The following is a 23,407-nucleotide window of genomic DNA, read 5'->3' as shown; positions in this document are numbered from 1 at the left end:
CGACCGAGATTTTCCCTCCGCGTAATCTGCCCGTGAACAGCCGTAACCGGGGCGTCCGCGCGGCGTCTTCCGCGGCCCGCGGATGCCGCGTCGAAACGGCCGGGACGCGATAATGACCCGATGACCACCGTCCGCATCGTCGTGCTGTTCGCCCTCGCCGCGGTCGCCGAGATCGGCGGCGCCTGGCTGATCTGGCAGGCGGTGCGCGAGAACCGCGGTTGGTGGCTGGCGCTGCTCGGGATCGTCGCGCTGGGGGCCTACGGTTTCGTCGCGGCGCTGCAGCCCGATGCGCACTTCGGGAGAGTGCTCGCGGCGTACGGCGGGGTCTTCGTGGCCGGCTCCCTCGCGTGGGGGATCGTCGTCGACGGCTTCCGCCCCACCGTGTGGGACTACGTCGGTTCCGCCGTCGCGCTCGTGGGGGCGGGGATCATCGTGCTCGCGCCGGTCGTGGCTCCGGCGCCGGAGTGACGGCATCCGGAGTCTTTCTCGGGCAGCGCAACGGCAAGTTAGAAAGGCGAGTAGTTAGCTAGACGAGATACCGGCGAATTGTCAACCATCCTCTGACGGGGGCTTTCGCCGGGCACACTCGATCCATGCAGTTCGACACCACGCCCCACGAGGGCATCGCCGACGACTTCTCCGCCTCCGAGCCCGCGCGCCCCTTCGGGTCGTACCTCTCGGTGATCAACGGCGGAGACTGAGCGTCCTCGCGGCCCGTCCCGGGCCTCTCACGACAGGACCGGATGCCGACAGGCTCCGGTCCTTCGTCGTTCACTCAACCCGTATTGGAGGGCGGATGCCGCGCGAACGCGTGATCGAGATCGACGGATCGCGGGTGCACGGCATCTCGTCGCTCTACGCGGAGCTGAACCGCGTGTTCATGCCGGGTGAGTCGTGGACGCTCGGCGAGAGCCTCGACGCTCTCGACGACCTCCTGTACGGCGGCTTCGGGGTGCTCGACGGGTCCGAGCCGGTGCGCGTGCGGTGGCGCGACGCGGCCACGGCGAGGACGGCACTCGGGAACGAGACGACGAAGGCGTATCTGCGGCAGAAGCTCGCCCGTCCGGAGGTTTACGCGACAGCGCCGGCACAGCGCGCCCTTCACGAGCTCGAAGCCGGACGGGGCGAGACGTACTTCGACCTCGTCGTGCGGGTGTTCCGGGATCACGCGAACATCGAGCTCATCCTCGCGTGATCGGGGCCCCGCGCCCTGTGCGGGCCGAGCGTCGCGAACCGAGCGTCTGACGGCTGGGGCGGGGCGCCGAACGGGCCCGAGGTCACCGACCCCGGGCCCGCTCCGCCGTCACTCGTACCGCAGCGACTCCACCGGATCGGCGCGCGCCGCCCGAGCGGCCGGCAGACTCCCCGCCAGGAACGCGATGGCCATGATCGCCACGGTCGTGACGAGGATCGACAGGGGATCGAACGCGATGAGCTGCAGCCCCGGCAGGTCGCTGAACAGGGTCTGACCGAGCTGCGCGCTGACGGCCGTACCGACGCCGATCGCGACGACCGCGCCGATGAGGCTGCCCAGGAGCCCGAGCATCACCGCTTCGAGGCTGAAGAGCGAGAACACCCGGCCGCTGCCCATGCCCATCGCCTTCATCAGGCCGATCTCGCGCGTGCGCTCCTGCACCGACATGAGCAGGGTGTTGACGATGCCGAAGCTCGCCGCGAGCAGGGCGATCACCGCGAACGCGTTCAGCACCAGCACGATGCCGTCGATCACCGCCTTGAACGTGCCCAGCTGATCCGAGACGGTCTGGCCCGAGAACCCGGCATCCGTCAACGCGGTCTTCGCGTCGTCGACTGCCTGCGGCGTCGACGACGACAGGGTGACGCTCGCGCTCGCGTAGCGGTCGAGCTGGTCGGCGGGCACCCCGGTGTTCTGCGCCGCGAAGAGGGCGTCCTCGAGAGCCGGATCGGTGGTCAGCGCCGTGGCGGAGGCGAAGGCGCCCTCGGTCACTCCGGTGATGGTGGCCGAGATCACGTGCTGCGTGCGCACGGGGTCTGAGACGGCGATCGAGAGGGTCGCCCCCACCGCGTCGGCGGCGTCGGCGAAGCCGAGGGGTCCCACGAGCGACTCCGGGATCGCCACCTGCAGGGCGTCGGTCGCGCCGTCGGGCGCGTTGCCCGCCGCGAGCTGCGGTGTCTGCCCGCCGATGAGCGAGCCCGCGCTCGCCACGTACCGGTCGCCGCCGTCGACCTGCACGTAGTCGATCTGCACGGCCTTGGTCGGCGTCACGGCGGCGACGCCCGGGAGGGCGCGGAGGTCGGAGATGTCGGCATCCGTCAACGCCGAGACGGTCGCCGTCGCCCCGGGGCGACCCGGATTCGTATTCGACGCCGACACCGCCTCGGGGTCGTATTTCTGCGGTTCTCCGGATGCCGCCGCCCCGGTGCCCGTCTTCGTCACGGTGAGCACGTCGGCCGAGCCGATCGCCGACACGGTGTCGTCGATGAAGCGGTTGATGCCGGTGCCGAGACCGTTGGTGAGCGTCAGGGTGAAGGCTCCGACGAAGATCGCGAGGACCGTGAGGATCGTGCGGGTCTTCGAGCGGAACGTGTTCGCCGCCGCGGTGGTGACGAGGTCGCCGGTCTTCATGCCGCGCTCCTCTCCTCGGCCACGATCACGCCGTCGCGGATTTGCACCCGCCGGTCGCAGCGGGCGGCGAGGTCGTCGTCGTGGGTGACGACGATCAGGGTGATGCCGTGCTCGCGGTTCAGGCGGAAGAGGATGTCTTCCACGACCGCCCCCGTCGCGGAGTCGAGGTTGCCCGTCGGCTCGTCGGCGAAGATCACGCGGGGGTCGTTCACGAGGGCGCGCGCGATGACGGCGCGCTGCTTCTGCCCGCCCGAGAGGGCCGTGGCCTTGTTCTTCGCCTTGTCTTGCATGTCGAGCTCGGCGAGGGCCGCGAGCCCCCGGCGGCGCCGCTCCGCGCGTCCCACACCGGCGATCTTCAACGGCAGCACGACGTTCTCGAGCACCGAGGCGCTGGGAGTGAGGAAGAACTGCTGGAACACGAAGCCGAACGTCTTGTTGCGCGTGCGGTTGAGGTGGCGTCCGCGCAGGGTCGCGGCATCCTTCCCCTCCAGGCGCACGGTGCCGCTCGAGGGGGCATCCATGAGCGCGAGCAGGTGCATGAGGGTCGACTTTCCCGACCCGCTCTTGCCGACGATCGCGATGCTCTCGCCGCGGTGGATGTCGAGGCTCACGCCGCGCAGGGCGTCGAAGCGGGCCGATCCGCGGCCGTACGACTTGTGCAGGTCGGTGACGGAGAGCAGTGGGGGAGGAGGTTCGGATGCCATGACCTCACTGTCGCTCGCGAGGGCGGTGATCCGCGTCGCTCCGGCGGGGTGAGGGCCTACCCCCGTGGGGGGAGATCGCGTCTGCTCCGAGCGGGCGATGGTGAGACGCCCGCGCGCGCGTCAGACTGGGACGATGCGACCCGACCCGACGACGGACACCGCGCCGCGTCTGATCCCCGCCGGTCGCGCCTGGGTGCTCGACGTTCTCGCGGCGGTGCTCGTGATCGTGCCGGTCTTCGCCCCCGTGCCCTTCCCGGAGCTGCGCGCGTCGAACCCCCTCGAGTACGCGATCGCGATCGTGCCCGCCGTGCTGCTGCCGCTGCGCCGCCGGCGACCGCGCACCGTGCTGCTCACCTGCATCGCGCTGTACGTCACCGCACTCGTGCTCGGTGTGCTCCTTCCCGGGGTGGCGCTGTCGATGGTCATCGCGGCGTACGCGATGGCCGACCGGCTGCCGCGTCGAGAGGCCGCTCCCGTGGCCATCCCGGCGGTCGTGGGTCTGGTGGCCGCGAGCATCGTCGTCGAACTCACGGCCGGACTCGACACCCGCTTCCTGCAGGTGGGGCTGATGGTGAGTCTCGCCGGTGCCCTGGGGGATGCCGCACGCTCGCGCCGGGCGTACGTCGAGGCCGTGATCGAACGCGCCCGCCGCGCCGAGCAGACGCGCGAGGCCGAAGCGCGACGGCGGGTCACCGAGGAGCGCCTGCGCATCGCACGCGACCTGCACGACGCCGTCGCGCACCGCATCTCGGTGATCAGCCTCAACGCCGGGGTGGCGACATCCACGCTCGAGACGCGGCCCGAGCGCGCGCGCGAGGCGCTGTCGACGATCCGCACCGCATCGCGCGACGTGCTCGGCGAGATCGGGTCGCTCCTCGCCGTGCTGCGCGCGCCCGAGGAGGCCGCCCCGCGCGAGCAGCCCGGGCTCGCCCGACTGGACGACATCGTCGAATCCGTGCGCGTCGCCGGCTGCGACGTGGTCGTGCGCGACGAACTCGCCCGCGACGACCCGGCCGACGCGCTGCCGCTCTCGGTCGACATCGTCGCCTACCGCGTCGTGCAGGAGGGGCTCACCAACGCCCTCAAGCACGGAACGGCTCGTCGTGCCCACGTGCTCCTGCGCCGCGACCACGACGAGGTCGAGATCGTGATCACGAACCCCCTCGATCACGCGCCCGCGACCGCCTCGCCCTCGGGCTTCGGTCTCGTGGGTCTGCGCGAACGCGTCGAGTCGGTGGGCGGGCACCTCGACGCCGGGCTCGCACCGGGCGGCTATCGGCTCGCCGCCCGCCTTCCGCTCGCCGCCGCCCCCGGAGGTACCCCATGACCCGCGTGCTCGTGGTCGACGACCAGGCCCTCATCCGATCCGCCGTGCGCGACCTTCTCGACGCCGCCGACGGGATCGAGGTGGTCGGCGAAGCCGTCGACGGAGAGGAGGCCGTGGCGCTCGCCGCGAGCCTCCGGCCCGACGTGGTGGTGTGCGACATCCGGATGCCGCGCATGGACGGCATCGAGGCCACCCGGCTCATCTGCGACGACCCCGCGCTTGCCGAGACGCGCGTGCTCGTGCTCACCACGTTCGAGGAGGATGATTACGTCGTGGCGGCTCTTCGCGCGGGGGCCAGCGGTTTCATCGGCAAGGGGGCCGAGCCCGACGAGATCGTGCAGGCCGTGCTCGCCGTCGACGAGGGAGGGGCGCTGCTGTCGCCGGCGGCCACCCGGGCGATGATCGAGAGGTACGTGCGGAGGACGGAGCCCGCAGCGCCGCGTGACGCGCCCGCCCTGGCGGTGCTGACCGAACGGGAACGCGAGGTGCTGCAGCACGTCGCACGCGGGCGGTCCAACGACGAGATCGCCGCGGCCCTCTTCATCTCTCCGCACACCGCGAAGACGCACGTGAAGAACACGATGCTCAAGCTCGGCGCGCACGACCGGGCTCAGCTCGTCATCGCGGCGTACGAGAGCGGCCTGCTCGTTCCCGGCCAGTGACGGCGGGGCCCGCGGGGTCGCGAGCGGTCGTCGCGGCGGTGGGTCGGAGCGGGCCGGGTGGCGCGCGGGCGGACGCTGCGCGGGGTGGCGGCAGGGCCCGGGGCGAGCGTTGCATGGGGCGGGTGGCACGAGACGCGGGCCGGTCGGTGCGTGCCGTCGGAGGCGTCCGCCGACGGGCGATCCGGTCGAATCCGGCGGCGGCTCATAGGATCGAGGAGCCGGTCATCGTCGAGGGGCCGATGGCGGCGGACCGATCGGGGGGATCGTATGACCGCAGGGCACGGCCGAATCCATATGCGCGCGCTGCTCGGACATCCGCTGCTCTGGGCCGTGCTGTGCGGACTCGCGGCGCTTCGCCTGCTCGGGACGAATGTCGACTTCGCGGGGTTCCTGCTGTGCCTGATCGCCGGCTGGCTCGTCGCTCACGCGGTCGTCCGCGGGCTGATGGCGTTGCGCTCTCCCGGCCTGTCGTTCGGCCTGCACGTCGGCGTCGCCGCAGCTGCCGCAGCAGCTCTGTTCCTTCTGACGCGCGGGGTGATCCCCGGCGCCGTCGACGCGTCGGTGACCGCCGCGCTCTCGTTCTCCGCGGTTCCGGCGGCCGGGTGGATCTGGCTGACCCTCATCGGGCGGGTGTCCGGCCTCGTCCGGGCCGATTCCGCCCGGCGTACGGCCCGGCTCGTGTCCCCGGACTGGACGCGGACGAACGACGTGTGGGAACTGCGTCTGCCCGCCGTCGCGCTGCGCCTGTCGACGTACCGCGGCGTCGTCGGCATCCTGTTCGCCGTTGCGGCGGGCGTGCTCAGCGTGTTCGTGGTGGTCTTCTCCGACGTCGCGATGCGGATGAGCCCGCTGATGATCGTCGTTGTGCTGGGCTGGCTGATCGGCCTGCCGATCTACGGCGCCATCCTGCTCATCGCGCGGGCACGCACGGTCGAGGTGCTCGTCCGCGTCACGCGCGGGCGTCTCGTCATCGAGCGGACGACGGAAGAGAAGACGGATGCCACGAGGGTCGTCGACCTCGCGTTCGGCGAGGTGCGGGCGCTGAGGTGGGCGGCTCGCGACGCGCCGACGCGCGTCGAGGTGCGGCCGGTCGCGGGGTCGGGCGTCGTGCTGCTGTTCGGTCTGGCGCGTCGCCCGGCGGGGATGGCGGCGACCCTGCCGGCGCTGCCGACGGGCCTGCGCCGGCGGCTGGAGGAGGCGGGGCTGTCGGCGCGGGCGTCTCGCGGCGGCGACCCTCGCGGGCTCAGCGGTCGCGACGCCGATCTGCTCCTGACCCGTGACGCCTCGGCATCCGCGCGCTCCCTGACACCCGTGGGGGAGCGGGATCGACAGGCGCCATCCGCGCGGTGATGCGTCGCCGGTGCGGGTCACCGGAGCGGGAGCCGCAGGCGCCGCCCGCGGGGTGACTTTTCGCCGTGAGGGCTAGCGGTTGCGAATCGGTGCGGCGGGTGGTGCGTGACCGCTCGATCATCGATTCGGTGCTCACCTCGTCCGATCACGGAATCACTGCAGCCGCAGGAGCAATCTCGCGGCGAGGAAGCGGGCGCGCCCGCGGGGACTGAGCGGGTCGTAGCCGAGCTGGCGTGTCCACGTCTCGTGGCGAGCCTGCAAGCTGCTGTGGTGCATCGACAGGCGTGTGGCGGCCGCGCGGATGCTCTCACTGTCGACGACGACATCCAGAGCGTTGAGAGCGCGGGCGTCGAGGGCACCGAGTGCCGCGACATCCGGATGTTGCGGCGCGGATGCGTCGAACGATCGCGCCAGCACGATGAGCACCCCGAGGTCGAGGGCATCGATCACCCGATGCCGATCGTCGGCGAGGCGCAGCGCGAGACGAGCATCGGCGCAGGCGCGGGGGAGGTCGTCGAGGTCCTGCGCGACGCTTGTTCCGACGGGGCCGTCCGCCGGGATGACGTCGCCGAGACCGATCCACACCGCCCCCTCGTTGGAGGCGAGCACGGTTGAGGCTCTGTGCGAGTGGCGGGAAATGGGAGGGGCCGCGACGACGCGCACCGCGCCGCTCAGGCGCAGACGATGGGCGGCGGCCTCGCGATCCACTCGCGAGGCCGCCGCGTCGATCACGGTTTCGACTGCGCTCATCGTCGGATCCGCGCGCGCGACGATGATCGAGAGGGCGACCTGCGCGCGGTCGACGATCATGGCGTCGTTCAGACCTGGGCCATCGCGACGATCGAGCCATACACGGGGCGCGTCGACGGCATCCGCCCCTTCGGGCTCGTGCGGCGCGGTGCGCCCACCGTCGACGTCGATGCCGATGAGCCGGCTCCCCACCCGCGCGCCCGCGGGCACTCCGCTCAGGATTGCTGCGGCGCGCACGATCGACTCTGCACCGGCTCCGCCCGCGACGAGCGAGTCGAAGTAACCGATGATCTTCACCGACTCGCTCGCCGCCGGGTCGAGCACCTTCAGTCGTCCCGCCAACTCCTGCATGGGTCACTCCTTCAACGCGCCCAGCATAGGACCGTGGCTCAGCCGAGCAAGCGGCGGATCCAGCGATCGCGCGCGTCTACGGCGTCGTGCGAAAGGGCGGCTTGAGGCGCGAGTGATTCGGAGGCGTGGAACGCTCCCGGCCAGACGTGCAGCTCGGCCTGCCCGCCGGCCGCCCAGATCGCCGAAGCGTAGGCCACGTCCTCGTCGCGGAAAACCTCGGCGCTGCCGCAGTCGATGAACGCCGGGGGCAGGTTGGAGAGATCGGTGGCTCTCGCGGGCGCGGCGTAGATCGACACGTCGTCGGTGGACCGGCGTTCACCGAGCAGCGAATTCCAGCCCAGCAGATTGCTTCCGCGGTCCCACACGCCGACGCCGTCGATCTGACGCGTCGAAATGGTCGCATCGCGGTCGTCGAGCATCGGGTACATCAGCATCTGTCCGACGAGGTGAGGTCCCCGACGGTCACGAGCGAGAAGTGCGACGCCCGCGGCGAGGCCCCCGCCGGCGCTGCCCCCGGCGATCATCAGACGCTCGCTCTCGATGCCGAGCCGTTCGGCGTTCTCGGCCGTCCAGAGAAGGCCCGCGTAGCAGTCCTCAACGGGATACGGGTCGGGAAACTCGGGGGCGAGGCGATACTCGACGCTGACGAGTACGGCGTTGTACCGGTGGATCCACTCTGCGAAGCCGGCGACGCCCGCGAATCGGTCACCCATGATCATCCCGCCGCCGTGCGTGTGGAAGATGCCGGGGCCGATGCCGGTGCGCCCCTTCGACTCGATGACCGAGACGACGATGTCGGCCCCTTCGAACCCCGGGATCGTCACGTCGCGCGACTGAAGCTGCGCGGACTCGAGGATCTCGGCGGTGGTCGGCATGCCCGGAATGGAGCCGGTGCGCAAGGCGGGCAGCATCTCGGCGGTCAGCGTGGGCGGGAGCATCTGGCCGAGCACCTCGAGCATCGGAGCGAGCTCGGGGTCGAAGGGCGGGCGGGACAGGGTACCGGGAACGGTCATGGTGACTCCTTCGTCGGGGACGCAACGTCGCGTACGTTTCGATCATGCGGCTCGACAGTCGCGATGCGTCCCCGCCGACTGGCGGGAGAACAGCGGGTGGATGCCGCCGGCTGGCGGGGCGGGGCGACTCCTCCCGTCGCGTCACTCGCCCGACTTCTCGAGCCCTCGCGCGCGGATCTCCTCGATGTCGAGACCGGCGAGGATACGCCGCGCGACGAGGTCGTCGATCGTGCCCTCCCGACGCAGGCGCAGCAGCACCTCGCGCTTGCGGTCGAGGATCGCGAGCCGCAGGCGCTGCGCCTCTTTGTGACGCAGGAGGGGAGATCGCTGGGTGACGTCGATGTCGTCGCTGACCGCGATCATCTGAAGGGGGCCGGTGAAGGCCGCGCCCTCGGCGTCGTCACCGGCGACGGCGCGGTCGCCGCTGCGCCGGTCGGTGTCGGAAGCGTCGGGCGGAACGGGTCCGGTCGCGGCGCTGTCGTCGTCGAGCGAGGCGTCGAGTTCGGCGAGGTCGCGCTCCTCGATCGCGCGCTGACGGGCGACGGCGCGCGCGTTCGCGAGTTCGAGCCGCTCGTAGCCTTCCCGACGGGCGCGGTCGCGCACCCGGTCGCTGATGCCGTGTTCGACCGCGAGATCGTCGAGGGCCGCCAGGGCCGCACCCGAGATCGCCCGCTCGGCGAGCTCGAACTCCTCGGTGGCCGCGTCGTCGTTGGGCAGTTTCGCCCACCGGATGACCGCCGGCAGCAGGGGCCCCTGCACCAGCAGGGTGAGCACGATGACACCCGCCGTGACGAACACGATCGCGTCGCGGCCCGCCACCGGGTCGCCCGCGGCCGTGGTGACCGGCACCGACAGGGCGATGGCCAGCGACACGGCTCCGCGGAACCCGGCCACGGTGCTCACGATCCGCGACCGATGCCGAAGAGATCGCGAGGATCCCGCGGCGGGACGCGAGAAGGGCGAGAACAGCCATTGGAACAGGTACCGCACCACGAAGAGGGCGATCCAGGCGGCCACGGTCACGAGCAGAAGGATGCCGATCTCCGACCCCGAGATCTCGTGCAGCACGAGCTGCACCTCGAGGCCGATCAGCACGAAGAGCGCGCCGTTGAGGAGGTAGACGCCGAACGGCCAGGTGGCATCCGCCGCCCGCCGCGACATCGCGGTTGTGATCCGCGGCGACACCCACGCCATGATGAGGCCCGCGAAGACGACGGCGAGCACCCCGGATGCGTCGATGAGTTCGGCGATGAGGAACGACACGAACGGCACCAGCACCATCGTGAGGTTGATCGTCAGCGTCGACTGCATCCGTCGCAGGGCGAAGAACGCTGCGGCAGCCACCGCGATGCCCGCGGCCGCTCCACCGAGGTACGACAGCAGCACCATGCCGGTGATCTGCAGCGGGGTGATCTGATCGCCGAGCAGCAGGGCGACGGCGATCGCGTAGAGAACGAGCGCGGTGCCGTCGTTGGTGAGGCTCTCGGCCTTGAGCTTCATGAAGGTCTTGGCGGGCAGCAGACGTCCGAGCGCTGCGACGGCGGTGGCGTCGGGCGGAGCGACCGCGGCACCGAGCACGAGGGCCGCCTCCCACGGCACTCCCATCCAGGTCGCGACCCCGGCGACGGCGAACGCGGATGCCACGACGAGAAGCGTGCTCATCGGGATGATGTAGCGCAGCGACCGGCGCACCGACCTCAGAGAGGTCGTCCACGCCTCGCGGAACAGCATGACGGGGAGGAACAGCAGCAGCACGGTCTCGGGCGGGAGCTCGATCTGACGGAGCTCGGGGATGAAGCCCAGGGCGAGGCCGATGACGAGCAGCACGAGCGGTGTGGCCACGCGCAGTCGCGGTGCCAGGACGGTGCCCACGAGCATCGCGAGCCCCAGCAGAACCGTGATCTCGAGTCCCTGCATGTGTCCCGCCTTTCGCCGTCCCCTCAGCACTCAGCGTAGAGAGCGGCTCGGACATTCCCGGTCTGTGACGTGCGCGAGGCTCGGGGCCGCACAACAGGTGGGCGGGCTTACCTCGACCGCACTAGGCTGTCGGAACGGTTCGGGGATGGGGGGATCTGTGATGTCGCTCGGCGGAACACGGGGAGACACGATGCGGAGTGAGGTCATCGTGCCACCCGCTCTCTACCTGCCCCTGGTGGACGACCCGGAGGGGCGTGGCCAATTGGCCGTCGTGCAGAAGCTGGTCGATGGTCGCCGCGGGCTGCTCGCCTACACGGCGCTCGACCGGCTCGCCGACGCATGCGGGCGCGAGCAACCCTGGATGCTGCTGATGACCTCGGAGCTCGATCGGATCCGCCAGGCGCAACCGTTCGACGTCGTCGCCTTCGACCTCGAGGTGCCCCCTCATTCCCGTCGAGGAGGGCGACTCGGATGAGCGATCCGATCTTCGTGGACCGCGTCAACATGACGCGGCGGATGGGACTCGTCGTCGACGAGCTCGACAGCGTCGACGAGGCGCTCGCCTCCATCCCCGGAGCGGCCGATGGCGGAGCCGCCTCGGCGCTCATCGGCTTCATCGCCGGCGCCGCGGCGGAGGCGGCGAATGAATACGCGGGAGCGGTCCGCCTCGTCGCGGCGGTGACCGACAGCGTCCTCGATGACGTCGAGGCGACGGAACAGCAGACGGAAGACGAGATCTCGCGGCTCGAAGAGGGGCTCGCGGACTGATGCCGATCGACGCGAGGATTCCCGGTGATCCGGCGAGCGTGCGCGCGGTCGCGGACTGGCTCGACCGCGTCAAGGGGGCCTACACGGGCGCCGATCTCGAACTGAGCTACCTCTGGGGCGATTCGAACAACTACTGGACGGGCGAGGCCGGAACCGCGTGGAGGTCGGTCGTCGGCGACATCCGCAGTCGAGCCGATGAGGTGCTCGGCTACCTCGGTGACGCGGTGGAGGTGTTCCGCGCGTACGCCGGACGGCTGGAGCGCGCGCAGGAAGACGTCGCGACGCTTCGCTCCCAAGCTGCGGCGGTCGGCCTCGACGTCGTCGGCACGAACGTTCTGCCACCGTCGACGGCTCTGACGTACTGCCCGGGCCCCGGCGCGCCGGAGGACGATCTCGAGGTGTACGACGAGTACGTTTCCCTCATCGCCAGCTACAACGATCTCGGCGCACAGGTAGGCACGATGACCGGTGAGCTCGACGCCTGGGTCGGCGAGCACATGGCTCCGCTCATCTCGCGTGTGGAGGGCCTGCAGAAGCTCGCCGGGACGGTGTCGGCCATCGCCGCGAAGGGGAACGAGTCGCTTGCGACCTCCGTGCTCGACGGTTACGAGAGCTTCTACGACCAGACGCTGAGCACGTGGCGCAAGGACCACGATGCGCTGCAGTCCGCGGCCGAGACCTTCCGCGACCAACTGCGCTCCGGTAATCCCGCACTGCGTGCGGCCGCTGAGGCCGCGGATCCGCACGGGATGCGGGCAGGGGTGGAGGAGCTGGCGGAGCACATCGGTCGCGTGTCGAGGGTGACCCGCGTGCTCCCGATCGCGGGGAACGTCATCGATGTCGTGTCCCTCGCCGCCGATGTCGCAGATGGTGGTTCGCTCAGTTCCGGCGTCGCGGAGATCGCCGGGGGGATGGCGGGCGGTGCCGGAGGCGCGGCGGCAGGTGGGGCTGCGGCCGTCGCGCTTGGCAGCAACCCGGTGGGATGGGTCATCGGTGGAACCGTGATCGGCGGGCTCGCCGTCGGTGCGGGTGCCCGGTGGCTGTGGGAGGCCGCCGTGCCCCTCGATTCGCGCGAAACCGTCGATGATTTCTTCACCGGTCGCCAGCCACGCCTGGAGGGGTATGTCCCGCCGTCCCCTCGATCGCAGCCCTACAGAGGAGAGAATTGACCGTGGCCATCAGCACCATGTCTCCCCGGCTTCCGTCCACCGACCCGCGAATCCCGGTCCTCCCGAACGGCCGGCGCCCCACCTGGCTCGTCGTCGTCGTCGTTCTCTTCGCGGTGCTGCCCGTCCTCATGGCGGTCGCCGATGAGCGCATCGGTCTGCGCCTCGTGATGGGAGCGCTGACCGTCACCATCCTCGGGGCGGCGGCCTGCCTCCATGTCCTCTTCGGGACGATCCAGGAGCGATTGCTGCGCATCGACCCGTCGGCATCCGGGATCTGGTTCCGCCCCGCCCCGGCTGCCACCGCGGTGCCATTCGTGCTCGGGGGCTTGCTGCTGCTCCCCGCGGTGGCTCAGATCGTCGTCGATGCGGGGGACCTGCCGACCATACCGTCGTTCCTGCTCACGCGTGCGCCCTACGCCCTCGGGCTGCTCGGCCTCGGAGTGATCGTCATGAGCGCTGTGCGTCTGCGCGAGCCGGCCGGGCTGCACCTGACGACCGAAGGACTCACCGGCATCCGCGGTCGTGGCCGCGTCGACTGGCGGTGGGACGAGGTCGCCGAGGTGGGGATCGGCACGGGTCCCGTGGCCAAGCTCCACCTCATCGCCGACGGAGCCGGCCCCCGCGTCGAAGCACCCATGCTGGCGCTGGGGTCCGATCCGAATCAGGTCGCCACGGTGGTGCGGTACTTCCGCGACGTGCCCTCGGCGCGCGCGGACCTGCACGGCCTCGGACCCGTCGTGCTGCGTGGCGTCGACGACGCGCTCCGCGCGCGCGAGGGCTGAGCGCGCACAGCAGGGTGGCCGGGGCCGAGGTGGGCGTCAGCGCGAGGCCGGGCGCATCGCCCGTTCGGCGATCCGCAGGACGAGGCGCTCCGGCAGGACTGCGGCCACGCGCAACGACAGGGCATTGGCCGAGCCGTCGATGACGGTCGGGCGCCCCCGGCGCAGGCCGTTCAGGGCGCTGTCGACCACGCCTTCGGGCGTGCGGCGCGGGCCCACCGAGGTGTCGTCGCCGGCGGTGGCGAAGAACTCCGTCGCGGTGGCGCCCGGGCAGATCGCGACGACATCGACGCCGGTTCCCCGCGTCTCGTGCCACAGCGCGCACGAGAACGACAGCACGTAGGCCTTGGTCGCCCCATAGACCGACATGTGGGGGAGGGGCTGGGACGCCGCGGTACTGGCCACGTTGATGATCGCGCCGCGGCGGCGCTCCAGCATGCCCGGGAGGAGCAGGGCGGTGAGCGCGGTGAGGCTCGTGACGTTCACGGTCGTCTGCGCCGCGACCTGGCCAATCGAGCGGGTGACCTCAGTCCGCGACGCCCACCTTCGCCTTCGCCCACGATCGCCCGCGGGTGTCCTTCAAGATGTCGTACTCGACGTCGACGTGCGGCTCGATCGCGCTGTACTTGTCGTTCGGGGCGCCGATGACGAGCTGGAATCCGAGCCCGCGCCATGCGCCAATCGCGCGCTTGGTGAAGTGCGCGTCGGCCTTGATGAGCGCCTCGTCGAGGAACACCGGGGCGTAGCGCGGACGCTCCGACCCGGCATCCCCGAGCTGGTACCGCAGGGCCGCGCCGACGATGAACGCGATCAGCTCCTGCGATTCGCCGCCGGACTTCTCGCCGATGTGGTCGTACAGGGCCACGTGCTCGCCCGTGTCGGCGCGGAAGCGCTCGGCGCTCACCCGCACGTGGTTGCGCACGTCGACGAGGTCGGCGAAGTCAGGGGCGGTGGGGCGGATGCGGCCGATCAGCCGCGCCATCCGGCCGTACACCGCCTCGCGCTCGTCATCGGATCCGGCCTCGTCGATCGCGGCCCGCACGTCGCGCAGCTCGCGCCGGAACCGGCGTCGCACCTCGGACTGGTTCTCGCGCGGCACGATCTGCAGGCGGTGCTCGTCGTCGTAGAACGGCAGGTCCTGCATGATGTCGTTGATTGGCGCGATGCGCTCGCGGATCTCGCGCAGGGCGCGCGTGAGCGCCGAGTCGAGGCTGGTCAGGTCGTTGCCCGACAGCCGCAGGAGCGAATCGCGCCACTCGGCCTCGAGCTCGTGCAGACCGCTGGCCTCGAGGTCGGCGAGGATGCGCTCGAAGTCGCCGAGCGATTCGTCGGGGTCCGCGAGCAGGTTGGGGCTCGGCCACCGATCGGTGAACGCGGTGAGGGTGCGCCGCAGGCTCTCCCGCTGATCGCCCCAGGTCTCCTGCGCCGCGCGCTGCTCCTCGAGCAGTCGCTTCGACGCGGACTCGAGGGCGGCGTCGAAGCGCGCGAGCAGCTGCGACGGCGAGGCGTCGTCGGCGGGGGCGACGAAGAGCCCGTCGAGGTAGGCGGCTTCGTCTGCGGTCAGCGTCATGGCGGCATCCTCGGCCCGCTCGAGACGCGCGTTGGCGTCGTCCACCTCGTCGGTGATCTCCGCCCAGCGGGCGGCGAGGGCCTGCTGCTCGGTCTTGGCGGCGCCGATCTCCTCGCGCAGTCGCGCCACGCGGGCGCGCGCACCCGAGATCTGCTCCTGCAGTTCGGCGATGCGGGGGTTTCCCGCGGTGACCTCGACGATGGTCTCGTTCCAGCGGTCGAGCTCGCGCTGGACGGATGCCGTGTCGACCTGGTCCCAGGTCAGGTCGACGATCTTCTCGAGGGCGCTGCGCCGTTCGTCGAAGGCGTCGAGCGCCGCGGCGGCCTCGTCGACCGCGGCCTTCGCGGACGCGAGGTCGCGGCGCGCGGTGACGATCTGCTCGCCGAGCTCGGTGAGGCGCACGCGCGACGAGAAGCCGAGGATGCTCTGCCGCGTCGACCCGCCGTGCGCGCCGCGCGCGCCCTGGCTGGTCTGTCCGGCGATCGTGAGCGCCAGGCGGTGGCGCGAAAGGTCGCTCGCGGCATCGACGCAGACGAAGGAGAACTGCTGCTCGAGGCGGTCCTGCAGCCACCCGGTGAAGGGGGATCGCCGGTACTCGAGTCGGCCGGGCAGGGTGGCGGGGTCGAGGCCCGTGCGCTCGGGAAGGTCGGTCGACACGCCCTCGAAGCGCAGTCTCTCGCTCAGTCGTACCCCGTCGATCGCGGAGCGGAAGGATGCCAGGTGGGCGGCATCCACGAGCAGCGTCGTCGCGAAGCCGCCGAGGGCGAGCGTGAACGCCCCGCGCCACGGCTCGTACTCGGTGCGCACGTCGACGAGCTCGGCGACGAAGGGCAGTTCGGCGGCGGTGAGTCCCGCCGCCTCGGCGAGGGCCTCGCGCGCTTCGTGCAGGCGCGGCGGGATGTTGTCGTCGCGGGTCTGCGTGCGCCGGTGCTCGGCCTCGAGCGCCGAGAGCTGCTGGCGCAGGTCGGTGTGCCGGCTGCTCGCGGCGACGAAGGCGTCGCGCACGGCGGTCTTCGCGTCCGCGTCGCCGAGTGTGCGTCGTGCGTCGTCGACGATCGCGGCGAACTGCTTGGCCGACGACACCTCGACCGAGAGCACCGCCAGAGCGGCCTCGAACCTCTCGCGGTCGCGCTGCATGCCGGCCAGTCGCCGCTCGAGGGCGCGGAGCTCGCGCTGCGCGGCGTCGAGCTGGTCGCCCCCGGCCGCGCGCAGTACGTCGCCGAGACCCTCGCGCTCGGCCTCGGCGGCATCCGCCAGCGCCTGCCGCTCGCGCACCAGGGCGTCGGTGGCGTGGGTGCGTTCGCGCAGCTCGGTCTCGACGGCGGTGAGGAGGTCGACGCGGCGCTGCGCGCGCCACAGCGACGCGCGCGATTCGGGGTCGCCGAAGCGTCCGAGCGCGTCGATGAGCCGCAAGCGCTCGGCGGCCTCGTCGATGCGCGTCTTCATCGCGCGGATGGGCTGCAGCGCCCGCACCTGCTGGCGCGCCTCGAGCATGCGCGTGCGCGTGCCCTCGAGTCCGTCGAAGTGCGAGACGACGGCCTCGGCGACCGCGAGGGTCTCGGGCTCCTCGAGCACCATGCGCTTGTAGAGGTCGTCGACCGTGGTGATCTGCTGACCGGCCTGGATGCGGGCGAGAAGGCTCATCGCCTTCGTCCCCGAGCCGGCCGCGCCGATCCCGAGCACCGCGTGCAGGCGCGCCGAGAATTCGCGGTCGGTCGCGAGGGTGTCCAGGCCCGTGGCCCGCACCGCGGAGTCCGACAGGTGGCTCTGCGCCGCCCGCTCCAGCTGACGCAGGTCGAACGCGCCGTGCACGGTCGCGCGCACCTTGACCGCGTCGTCGAGGGTGCGCGCCGCGGCGGGGATGTACCAGGCCCGCACCGCCGTGAACCGCGCCCCGTCGTGGTCGGCCCACGTCATCGCGATCGCCGTCCAGGTGTCGACGCCGTCGCCGCGCAGCACGCGCACCTTCGTGCCCTCGTCGGTGCGCGACTCGTCGAGCTTGCCGCGGCCGTACGAGAGGATGTTGCGCTGCTCCTGCCCGCGCGGGCGTCCCACCACGGCGCCGTTGGACGCGCCGTTGAAGGGGGTCGTGTGCGGCATCATGAGCGCGACGTAGGCGTCCATGAGCGTCGACTTTCCCGAGCCCGACCCGCCGCACAGCAGGGTCGCCGTCGGGGCGAAGCGCACGCGGTGCGTGCCGTCGTAGCCTCCCCAGTTGATCAGCTGCAGGTCTTCGGCGACCCACTGCTGGCCGCGGGAGGCGGCGGGGATGAGTCCGAAGAGGGTCTCGAGCATGGTCATGAGAGCTCTCCCTCAGTCGTTCCGGATGCTTCGGATTCCGCTTCGGGCTCGCGCGTTTCCCGCGCCGGGGGCGCGGCATCCTTCGTCTGCTCGTCCAGCCAGCGCTGCAGCTCGCGCAGGATCTCGGCGCTCAGCACGACCTCGATGAGCGGGCCGATGCGATAGCGCCCCTCGGACTCCTCCTCGATGATCCCCTCGCGGTCGAGGCGGGCGATCGCGGTGCGCACCGCGCGCTGCTGGCTCGCGCGCGTGCCGTCGCTCTCGGAGAAGTACGTCAGCACGGTCTGCTCGACCTCTTCGACGTCGACACGGGCGGATGCCGTGCCCGCGGTCGTCTCGCGCTGGAAGACCGTGCGCAGGTAGACGAGCACGAGGGTCTCGGCGCGCGAATAGGCCTCGTCCTTCAGCAGGATCGGCACGTCGAGCTCGTCGCTGCGCACCTGCTCCTTGTAGGCGACGCCGCGGGCGTGGTCGACGACGAGCCGCACGAACAGGTCGTTCAGGCGCGACTCGATCATCTGCTGGTGCTCCAGCAGCAGCTTCCACTCCGCGGGGGACGACTCGGCGAGCAGGAAGCGACGCTGCAGGATGCGCACGAGCACGCGCCGCACCTCGGCGTCGAGCACTCCGCGGTCGCCGGCGAAGAGCGCGTCGGGGTCGTTCTCCATCGCCACGGGGGCGATGAAGACGGGGGAGTCGGCGTCGGGGACGGACAGGTCCACGTCAGTCATCGATCACACTTTCCTGTCTCGGTCGAGGGGGAGGTCGGGGCTCCGGGGCGGTTCCGCAGGGGCCGCCGGCCCCGGTGGCGGTGCCGGCTCGCGCTCCGTCTCGGACCAGGCCCCACCTCGCGCCGTGACCGCCCCGAAGGCGAAGCGGCGGGTCGTGCCGTCGGGGCGCACGGCCTCGACGATCGAGACCTCGTCGGTCTCGACGAGACCCCCGCGGTGCGCGATCTCGAGCAGCCCGACGAGGTCGACCGGGCGCCGCGTCTCGGCATCCGCCCCGGCGAAGGCGGCGGCGAGGTCGAAGGAGTCCCCGAGACCCGCGACGTAGGCCTCGAGCTCGGCGTAGTGCGGACCGCCCCACGCGCGCGTGTCGACCGCGGCGAACTCGGCGTCGTCGACCTCGGAGGCGGATGCCAACGGCTCCGGCGCCCCGGGCGGACGCACGTCGCTGAGCGATCGGCGCAGGTGCCCGATGTCGGCGAGGGGGAGGGTGCGCACCGGCTCGACGCGACCGGGCGCCCGCGTCTGACTCCAGCGGTGCAGGCCCGCCATCACTCCGCGCAGCAGATCGTCGACCTGGCGGTCGCGGATCGGGTCGTGCGTGCGCACCTGCGCGGTGATCACGTGCGACGCGCGGCGCTGGGCGGTGAGCACCTCCTGCACGCCCGCCTCGACGCGGCGGGCGATGGCGTCGAGCTCGCCACGCTGCTCGGGCGTCATCAGCCGCGAGAACGGCTGCGTGAGCACCGCGTGCAGCTGCTCGGTGAGGTCGTCGATGTGCTCGGGATCGCCGATCAGGCGCAGCGCCCCCTGGAACGCGCGCCCCTCGGGGGTGGCCTGCATCACCTGCCGCCCGCGTTCGAGGTACTCGCGCAGCACGTCGCCGGTGGGGCGCACGTCCCGGCGCAGCTCGGCCACCACGTCGCGCTGCATCGCCGCGATCGACTCCGCCACGCGGGAGAAGTCCGCGGGGAGCTCGCGGGCGAGGTGGATGACGTTCTCGGCCTCCTCGAGCAGGTGCTCGTCGTCGAGCGGCTCGACGATGCCCTCGTCGAGCGCCGCGATCTCGGCATCCAGGGCGGCGCGTTCCTCGAGGAGCGCCTCGCGTCGACGGACCGGATCGCTCTCGGCGTCGCGCGACAGGCGCTCGACCGCGTCGAGGAGGGTGCGCACACGCGAGCGCGAGACCCGCGCGCGCCCGCCGCCCGCGCGACCGGCGATCTCGAGCGCTCCCACCGCGTGCGCCGAGAGGCGGTAGACCTCGACGTCGTCTTCGATCTGCAGCCCCAGCCAGCCGACCCGCACCCACCCGCGGCAGATCTCGCGGGCGGTACCGGCAGGGATGCGGCGGTCGTCGTCGGAGTCGATGCCCGCGGCGCGCAACTCCTCGATCGCCTCCGCGACCTCGACGTGGGCGTCGGCGACCGCGACGGCGGGGCGATCGGGCGTGAACACCACCGACAGCACCGCCACGACGAAGGGGGCGAATCGCCCGTGCAGCAGGTCGAGAGTGGGGTTCTTGAACGCCGTCGCCGAGCGCAGATACGCGGCTTCGGCTCGGGTGCGGGTCACTGGCTGAAGTCTACCGGCGGTGCCGAGGCGACTGCGATCGGAAGACCTTCCCGAGCGCCTCCGGGGGCGTCCTTCCGCACGCGCCGGCCGGCCGCCGTCAGACGCCGCACCCGTAGAGCGTCACTCCCGAGGTCTTGTTCACGTCACCGCCCTCCTTCTTGGACGCGAACGACCAGGCCTTGAGTTCGCGGCATCCGGATGAGGTCGCCACCTCCCGCACCGGGTCGGACTCGGGGGCGCCGTCGGCCACCGCGAACAGGCGGACCCGACCGGTGTGCACGAGATCCTTCAGCCGGGCGGCGGTGAACACCGGCACGTGCCCGGAGTAGCCGCCGTCGGTGAGCACGTCCGCCCCCGTCGCGTCGATGATCTGCGCCGAGATCGCCCACGAATCGGTCACCATCAGGGCCTGCCCGCCCGTGCCGCCGCCGTGGGCGCGCGCGGTGTCGACCAGCTGCGACACCGCCGGGGTCAGTCCCGCGGTGCCGCCCCAGGGGGCCGGGGGCGAGACGGTGAACGTCTCATCGGGGTTGCCCTTCTGCGCGGTGACGCCGACGTAGGCGTCGCCTCCGCTGCCGTCGCGCGCGTCGTCGAGCACCTGCAGGCTCGTGGCGATCGGCAGGCACAGCAGCGCCAGGGCGAGGGCGGCGGGGGCGACGCGGGCGAGCCGGCCGGCCGACACCGCCGCGACGATCCCGACGACCGCGCCCGCGGCCCCCACCGCGACGGCGGGGATCAGAAGGATGCCGGGAAGTCGCGCCTCCGACACGAGCACAGCCCACCAGGCCCCCTGCGCGAGCGCGATCGCGGGGAGGACGAGCCGGCGCGCGCGGGACGCCGAGCGGAGCAGGCGCACCCCCTCGCCCCACGCGACGGCCGTCAGGAGCACGAGCGGCACGCCCAGGGCCGCGACGTACGCGGTGTGCGGAACCCGGGTGAACGACAGCACCGCCGCCGAGGTGACGAGCCAGATCGCCGCGACCGCCACCAGCGCGAACCGAGCGCGCGCGCCGGGCACGCCCTCGTCCGGGCGCGGACCGGTGCCGACACGCCACGCGCGCGGCCACCACCGCCAGAGCCCCAGGACGATACCCGCGATGGCCGCGGGGTAGAGCCAGCCGATCTGGGTCACGAGGGGCAGCTCGAAGAGCTTCGTCGCCGACGACGACGCTCCCCCCGAGGCCGCGCCGTGACCCGCGAGGGCGTGCACGATCGCGCTCAGCGTCGCCCCGACGCCCCCCGTCGAGGTCGACGATCCCACCGAGCCGGGAACGGCGCCCGGGGCGAAGCGATCGAGGCCGTTGTAGCCGAAGACCATCGCGAACACGTCGTCGTCGGTCGAGCCGTCGATGTAGGGACGCGACCCCGCGGGCACGAGGGCGATCGCGGTGATCCACGCGACCGAGGCGACCACCGCAGACGCCGTCAGCGCCCCCGCGCGCACGAATCCCCGACGCAGGCCGTCGCTAGCCAGCAGGGTTCCCACGATGAGGGCGGGGAGCACGAACCAGGCCGACATCATCTTCGCCTGGAAACCGACGCCGATGAAGACCGCGCAGACCACCAGCGGCCACCAGCGCGCCGTGAGCACCGCCCGCTGCCACCACACCACGGCGACCGCGAGCGCCATCGTGAGCAGGCCGTCCTCCATCGGGTGGGCGAACATCGACACGAAGATCGGCGTCGACGCGGCGGCCGCGGCGGCCACGAGGCCCACCCCGCGGCCTCCGAGGCGCAGGCCGAGCACCGCGCACGCCACCACGGTCACGACGCCCTCGATCACCTGCGGAAGCGCGATCGCCGAGATCGACATGCCGAAGAGGCGGATGCTGAGCGCCTGGGGAACGGCGAAGCCGCTGAGCTTGTCGAGGGTCACGGTCGCGGCGGGATCGAACGCGCCGAAGAGCAGCGCGTGCCAGGACGACGCCATCGATCGGGCGGACGCCTCGTAAAAGGAGAAGTCGCCGCCGCGGGCGAGGTTCCAGCAGGTGAGCACGACGAACGCGACGACGATGAGCGCCAGCGATACGCGGGCCCACCTGGGTTCGCGCCACCAGCGCGCGAGGACGACGGGAGAGGTCACGTCGAGAAGAGTGCTCCCGGGGCAACGGCGCGGCGTATGCACAGCCTATCAGCTCGCTGTGACTGCGATCGGCGGGCGCGTCCGGCGCCGTCGCGCGGATGCCGTCCGTCGGCGGATGCACCGAGGCCGCGGCATCCGTGTCGGGATGCCGCGGCCTCGGGTGCTGCGGTGGGGGCGTGCGCTCAGATCTCCGAGCGCGGACCCGGAGCGACCTTGTTCACCCCGGTGACGGGCTGGTTCTCGTCGAACGAGGCGATCGGGCGGCGGAATCCGCGCGTGAGCACGACCAGGTAGATCACGCCGATCGTCGTCCAGATCAGACCGCCGATGAGGGCGTGCATGTCGAGGTTCACCCACAGCAGCGCCGTCAGCAGCAGACCGACGCCGGGCATCACGATGTAGCGGACGATGTCGCCCGGCGTCTTGTGCAGACCCCGGCGGATCGCGAACCACGCGATGACCGAGGTGTTCACGAACGAGAAGGCCACCAGCGCGCCGTAGTTGATGTACGCCGCGATCTGCTCGAGCGTGAACTCGATCGCCAGCAGGCTGACGGCACCGACGATGATGATCGACAGCGTCGGGGTGTGGGTCTTCGGGTTGATGAAGCCGAAGATCCGCCGCGGCAGGACGTTGTTGCGGCCCATCACCATGAGCATGCGCGAGACCGAGGCGTGCGACGCGAGCCACGAGGCCAGGGTCGCCGCGAAGCCCGCGGCGGTGAGCACGGCCTGCAGCACGGGACCGCCGACCTGCACGCCGATCTCGGGCAGCGTGCTGTCTTCGATCGCCTCCTGCGGGAACGCGGTGGAGTCGGGGAAGCGCAGCTGCGTGACGTACGAGGCGATGAGGAAGATGAGACCGCCGACGATGAGGGTCAGCACGATGGCCCGCGGCATGATCTTCGGGGTCTTCGCCTCTTCGGAGTACATCGACACCGCGTCGAAGCCGATGAACGAGAAGCACACCACGGTGGCACCGGCCAGGACCGCCCCGAACTGCACGTCGCTGTGGGCGAACGGGGCGAGCGACACGGCGGTGCCGGCTCCCGCTCCGCCGACCAGCTGCACGACGACCATGACGACGAACACCGTCATGACGAGGATCGAGAACACCAGCAGGATCATGTTGACGTTCGAGGTTCCCCGCATTGTGAGGTAGATCACGCCCGTCACACCCACGGTGAAGACGACGACCCAGATCCAGCCGGGGATGTCGGGGAAGAGCGCCTCCATGTAGCTGCGGATGATGAGCGCGTTCACCATCGGCAGGAGCATGTAGTCGATCAGTGCCGTCCAGCCGACCACGAAACCGACGCCCGGGTGGATCGCCTCGCGCGCATACGTGTAGGCGGAGCCGGCGCTGGGGATGACGCGGACCATCTTGCCGTAGCTGACGGCGGTGAAGACGAGCACGATGAGGGCCACCGCGTAGGCGGCCGGGACGACGTTGTTCGTCTTCTCGGCGACGAGGCCGAAGGTGTCGAACACAACGGTCGGGGTCATGTACCCCAGGCCGAGGCCGACGATCGACCAGAGACCGAGGGTGCGGGCGAGCTTCGCGCCCGGGTTCGCGGGTGCCGTGGCGGCACCGATGTTGTCGTTCGTGGCTCCTCCTAGAGGGTGCGGTGCGCGATCGGGTGTCGCGTCCGTGGGGCTGATGTCGGGGTACAGCGTGCGGAGCACCGCTCGGGGTGGGAGCGGAACGGTCGGCGGGGTGGTGCCGGAGGGTGGGCTTCGACGGGTCGGCCGAAGAGAG

The 23,407-nt window shown here is 71.5% G+C and carries 20 protein-coding genes; 9 read left to right on the top strand and 11 right to left on the bottom strand.

The annotated features are described in order from the left end of the window. The first annotated feature begins 120 nt into the window (after positions 1-120). Together FB047_RS13850 and FB047_RS13845 are read left to right on the top strand one after the other, a co-directional pair. Entirely contained in the window at positions 121-468 is a 348-nt protein-coding gene (locus tag FB047_RS13850) for a YnfA family protein (protein WP_136587792.1), read from the top strand. A 328-nt stretch (positions 469-796) separates the two neighbouring features. Then, positions 797-1,195 (top strand): barstar family protein, encoded by a 399-nt coding sequence (locus tag FB047_RS13845; protein WP_136587791.1) that lies wholly within the window; start codon positions 797-799, stop codon positions 1,193-1,195. Between the two features lie 108 nt (positions 1,196-1,303). Here the strand turns inward: FB047_RS13845 and FB047_RS13840 are convergent, their stop codons facing one another. Then, positions 1,304-2,605 carry an ABC transporter permease gene (locus FB047_RS13840; RefSeq protein WP_136587790.1) on the bottom strand — a complete coding sequence of 434 codons (1,302 nt, stop codon included), beginning with the start codon at positions 2,603-2,605 and terminating at the stop codon, positions 1,304-1,306. Further along, positions 2,602-3,309, bottom strand: a complete 708-nt coding sequence (locus FB047_RS13835) for an ABC transporter ATP-binding protein (RefSeq protein ID WP_136587789.1) — start codon at positions 3,307-3,309, stop codon at positions 2,602-2,604. Before FB047_RS13835 ends, FB047_RS13840 begins: the two co-directional genes overlap by 4 nt. Before the next feature lie 133 nt (positions 3,310-3,442). Between FB047_RS13835 and FB047_RS13830 the strand changes: the two genes are divergently transcribed. The 3 genes from FB047_RS13830 (at position 3,443) to FB047_RS13820 (ending at position 6,648) form a co-directional block, all read left to right on the top strand. Beyond that, positions 3,443-4,636, top strand: a complete 1,194-nt coding sequence (locus tag FB047_RS13830) for a sensor histidine kinase (protein WP_136587788.1) — start codon at positions 3,443-3,445, stop codon at positions 4,634-4,636. After that, positions 4,633-5,298 (top strand): response regulator, encoded by a 666-nt coding sequence (locus tag FB047_RS13825; RefSeq protein ID WP_136587787.1) that lies wholly within the window; start codon positions 4,633-4,635, stop codon positions 5,296-5,298. The genes FB047_RS13830 and FB047_RS13825 overlap by 4 nt, the downstream gene beginning before the upstream one ends. Before the next feature lie 267 nt (positions 5,299-5,565). Continuing rightward, the gene (locus FB047_RS13820) at positions 5,566-6,648 is read left to right on the top strand and encodes a hypothetical protein (protein WP_136587786.1); all 1,083 of its coding nucleotides are present in this window, start codon (positions 5,566-5,568) and stop codon (positions 6,646-6,648) included. A 153-nt stretch (positions 6,649-6,801) separates the two neighbouring features. On the opposite strand, the gene FB047_RS13815 is transcribed toward FB047_RS13820, so the two are convergent. From FB047_RS13815 to FB047_RS13805, 3 genes are all read right to left on the bottom strand, one after another. Then, on the bottom strand, positions 6,802-7,749 hold the full coding sequence (locus tag FB047_RS13815; RefSeq protein ID WP_136587785.1) for a hypothetical protein: 948 nt from the start codon (positions 7,747-7,749) through the stop codon (positions 6,802-6,804). Between the two features lie 38 nt (positions 7,750-7,787). Beyond that, positions 7,788-8,762, bottom strand: a complete 975-nt coding sequence (locus FB047_RS13810; protein WP_136587784.1) for an alpha/beta hydrolase — start codon at positions 8,760-8,762, stop codon at positions 7,788-7,790. Positions 8,763-8,903: 141 nt separating this feature from the next. Continuing rightward, positions 8,904-10,679, bottom strand: a complete 1,776-nt coding sequence (locus FB047_RS13805) for a Na+/H+ antiporter (RefSeq protein WP_136587783.1) — start codon at positions 10,677-10,679, stop codon at positions 8,904-8,906. A gap of 208 nt (positions 10,680-10,887) precedes the next feature. Between FB047_RS13805 and FB047_RS13800 the strand changes: the two genes are divergently transcribed. Genes FB047_RS13800 through FB047_RS13785 form a run of 4 tightly spaced genes read left to right on the top strand, consistent with a single transcriptional unit; the run spans position 10,888 to position 13,398 of the window. Next, positions 10,888-11,154 (top strand): SAV_915 family protein, encoded by a 267-nt coding sequence (locus tag FB047_RS13800; RefSeq protein ID WP_240752822.1) that lies wholly within the window; start codon positions 10,888-10,890, stop codon positions 11,152-11,154. After that, positions 11,151-11,447 (top strand): hypothetical protein, encoded by a 297-nt coding sequence (locus FB047_RS13795; protein ID WP_136587781.1) that lies wholly within the window; start codon positions 11,151-11,153, stop codon positions 11,445-11,447. The genes FB047_RS13800 and FB047_RS13795 overlap by 4 nt, the downstream gene beginning before the upstream one ends. Next, the gene (locus FB047_RS13790) at positions 11,447-12,616 is read left to right on the top strand and encodes a hypothetical protein (RefSeq protein WP_167494247.1); all 1,170 of its coding nucleotides are present in this window, start codon (positions 11,447-11,449) and stop codon (positions 12,614-12,616) included. The genes FB047_RS13795 and FB047_RS13790 overlap by 1 nt, the downstream gene beginning before the upstream one ends. Positions 12,617-12,618: 2 nt before the next feature. After that, the gene (locus tag FB047_RS13785) at positions 12,619-13,398 is read left to right on the top strand and encodes a hypothetical protein (protein WP_136587779.1); all 780 of its coding nucleotides are present in this window, start codon (positions 12,619-12,621) and stop codon (positions 13,396-13,398) included. 36 nt (positions 13,399-13,434) lie between these two features. On the opposite strand, the gene FB047_RS13780 is transcribed toward FB047_RS13785, so the two are convergent. The 6 genes from FB047_RS13780 to FB047_RS13755 form a co-directional block, all read right to left on the bottom strand. Further along, entirely contained in the window at positions 13,435-13,908 is a 474-nt protein-coding gene (locus FB047_RS13780; protein WP_136587778.1) for an SDR family NAD(P)-dependent oxidoreductase, read from the bottom strand. A gap of 13 nt (positions 13,909-13,921) precedes the next feature. Next, positions 13,922-17,266 (bottom strand): ATP-binding protein, encoded by a 3,345-nt coding sequence (locus FB047_RS13775; RefSeq protein WP_136587777.1) that lies wholly within the window; start codon positions 17,264-17,266, stop codon positions 13,922-13,924. After that, a complete protein-coding gene (locus tag FB047_RS13770) occupies positions 17,263-17,997 on the bottom strand; it encodes a DUF4194 domain-containing protein (RefSeq protein WP_136587776.1) in 735 nt (244 codons plus the stop codon). Before FB047_RS13770 ends, FB047_RS13775 begins: the two co-directional genes overlap by 4 nt. Positions 17,998-18,000: 3 nt before the next feature. Continuing rightward, the gene (locus FB047_RS13765; protein WP_240752819.1) at positions 18,001-19,566 is read right to left on the bottom strand and encodes a DUF3375 domain-containing protein; all 1,566 of its coding nucleotides are present in this window, start codon (positions 19,564-19,566) and stop codon (positions 18,001-18,003) included. Between the two features lie 97 nt (positions 19,567-19,663). Continuing rightward, a complete protein-coding gene (locus FB047_RS13760) occupies positions 19,664-21,649 on the bottom strand; it encodes an ArnT family glycosyltransferase (protein ID WP_136587775.1) in 1,986 nt (661 codons plus the stop codon). 182 nt (positions 21,650-21,831) lie between these two features. Further along, positions 21,832-23,244: an APC family permease gene (locus tag FB047_RS13755; RefSeq protein ID WP_136587831.1), complete on the bottom strand. Its 1,413-nt coding sequence runs from the start codon at positions 23,242-23,244 to the stop codon at positions 21,832-21,834. Positions 23,245-23,407 lie beyond the last annotated feature (163 nt).

Source organism: Microbacterium hydrothermale (genome assembly GCF_004854025.1).
Classification (GTDB): Bacteria; Actinomycetota; Actinomycetes; order Actinomycetales; family Microbacteriaceae; genus Microbacterium; species Microbacterium hydrothermale.
The sequence above is the reverse complement of the archived record's forward strand: the minus strand, read 5'-3'. Positions and strand labels throughout refer to the sequence as shown.

What these genes read in the sequence shown, in the direction of transcription:
- FB047_RS13805 (WP_136587783.1), bottom strand. Translation starts at nt 10,679, where the DNA reads ATGCAGGGACTCGAGATCACGGTTCTGCTGGGGCTCGCGATGCTCGTG.
- FB047_RS13795 (WP_136587781.1), top strand. Translation starts at nt 11,151, where the DNA reads ATGAGCGATCCGATCTTCGTGGACCGCGTCAACATGACGCGGCGGATG.
- FB047_RS13845 (WP_136587791.1), top strand. Translation starts at nt 797, where the DNA reads ATGCCGCGCGAACGCGTGATCGAGATCGACGGATCGCGGGTGCACGGC.
- FB047_RS13810 (WP_136587784.1), bottom strand. Translation starts at nt 8,762, where the DNA reads ATGACCGTTCCCGGTACCCTGTCCCGCCCGCCCTTCGACCCCGAGCTC.
- FB047_RS13775 (WP_136587777.1), bottom strand. Translation starts at nt 17,266, where the DNA reads ATGACCATGCTCGAGACCCTCTTCGGACTCATCCCCGCCGCCTCCCGC.
- FB047_RS13815 (WP_136587785.1), bottom strand. Translation starts at nt 7,749, where the DNA reads ATGCAGGAGTTGGCGGGACGACTGAAGGTGCTCGACCCGGCGGCGAGC.
- FB047_RS13840 (WP_136587790.1), bottom strand. Translation starts at nt 2,605, where the DNA reads ATGAAGACCGGCGACCTCGTCACCACCGCGGCGGCGAACACGTTCCGC.
- FB047_RS13790 (WP_167494247.1), top strand. Translation starts at nt 11,447, where the DNA reads ATGCCGATCGACGCGAGGATTCCCGGTGATCCGGCGAGCGTGCGCGCG.
- FB047_RS13830 (WP_136587788.1), top strand. Translation starts at nt 3,443, where the DNA reads ATGCGACCCGACCCGACGACGGACACCGCGCCGCGTCTGATCCCCGCC.
- FB047_RS13820 (WP_136587786.1), top strand. Translation starts at nt 5,566, where the DNA reads ATGACCGCAGGGCACGGCCGAATCCATATGCGCGCGCTGCTCGGACAT.
- FB047_RS13835 (WP_136587789.1), bottom strand. Translation starts at nt 3,309, where the DNA reads ATGGCATCCGAACCTCCTCCCCCACTGCTCTCCGTCACCGACCTGCAC.
- FB047_RS13825 (WP_136587787.1), top strand. Translation starts at nt 4,633, where the DNA reads ATGACCCGCGTGCTCGTGGTCGACGACCAGGCCCTCATCCGATCCGCC.
- FB047_RS13850 (WP_136587792.1), top strand. Translation starts at nt 121, where the DNA reads ATGACCACCGTCCGCATCGTCGTGCTGTTCGCCCTCGCCGCGGTCGCC.
- FB047_RS13770 (WP_136587776.1), bottom strand. Translation starts at nt 17,997, where the DNA reads ATGACTGACGTGGACCTGTCCGTCCCCGACGCCGACTCCCCCGTCTTC.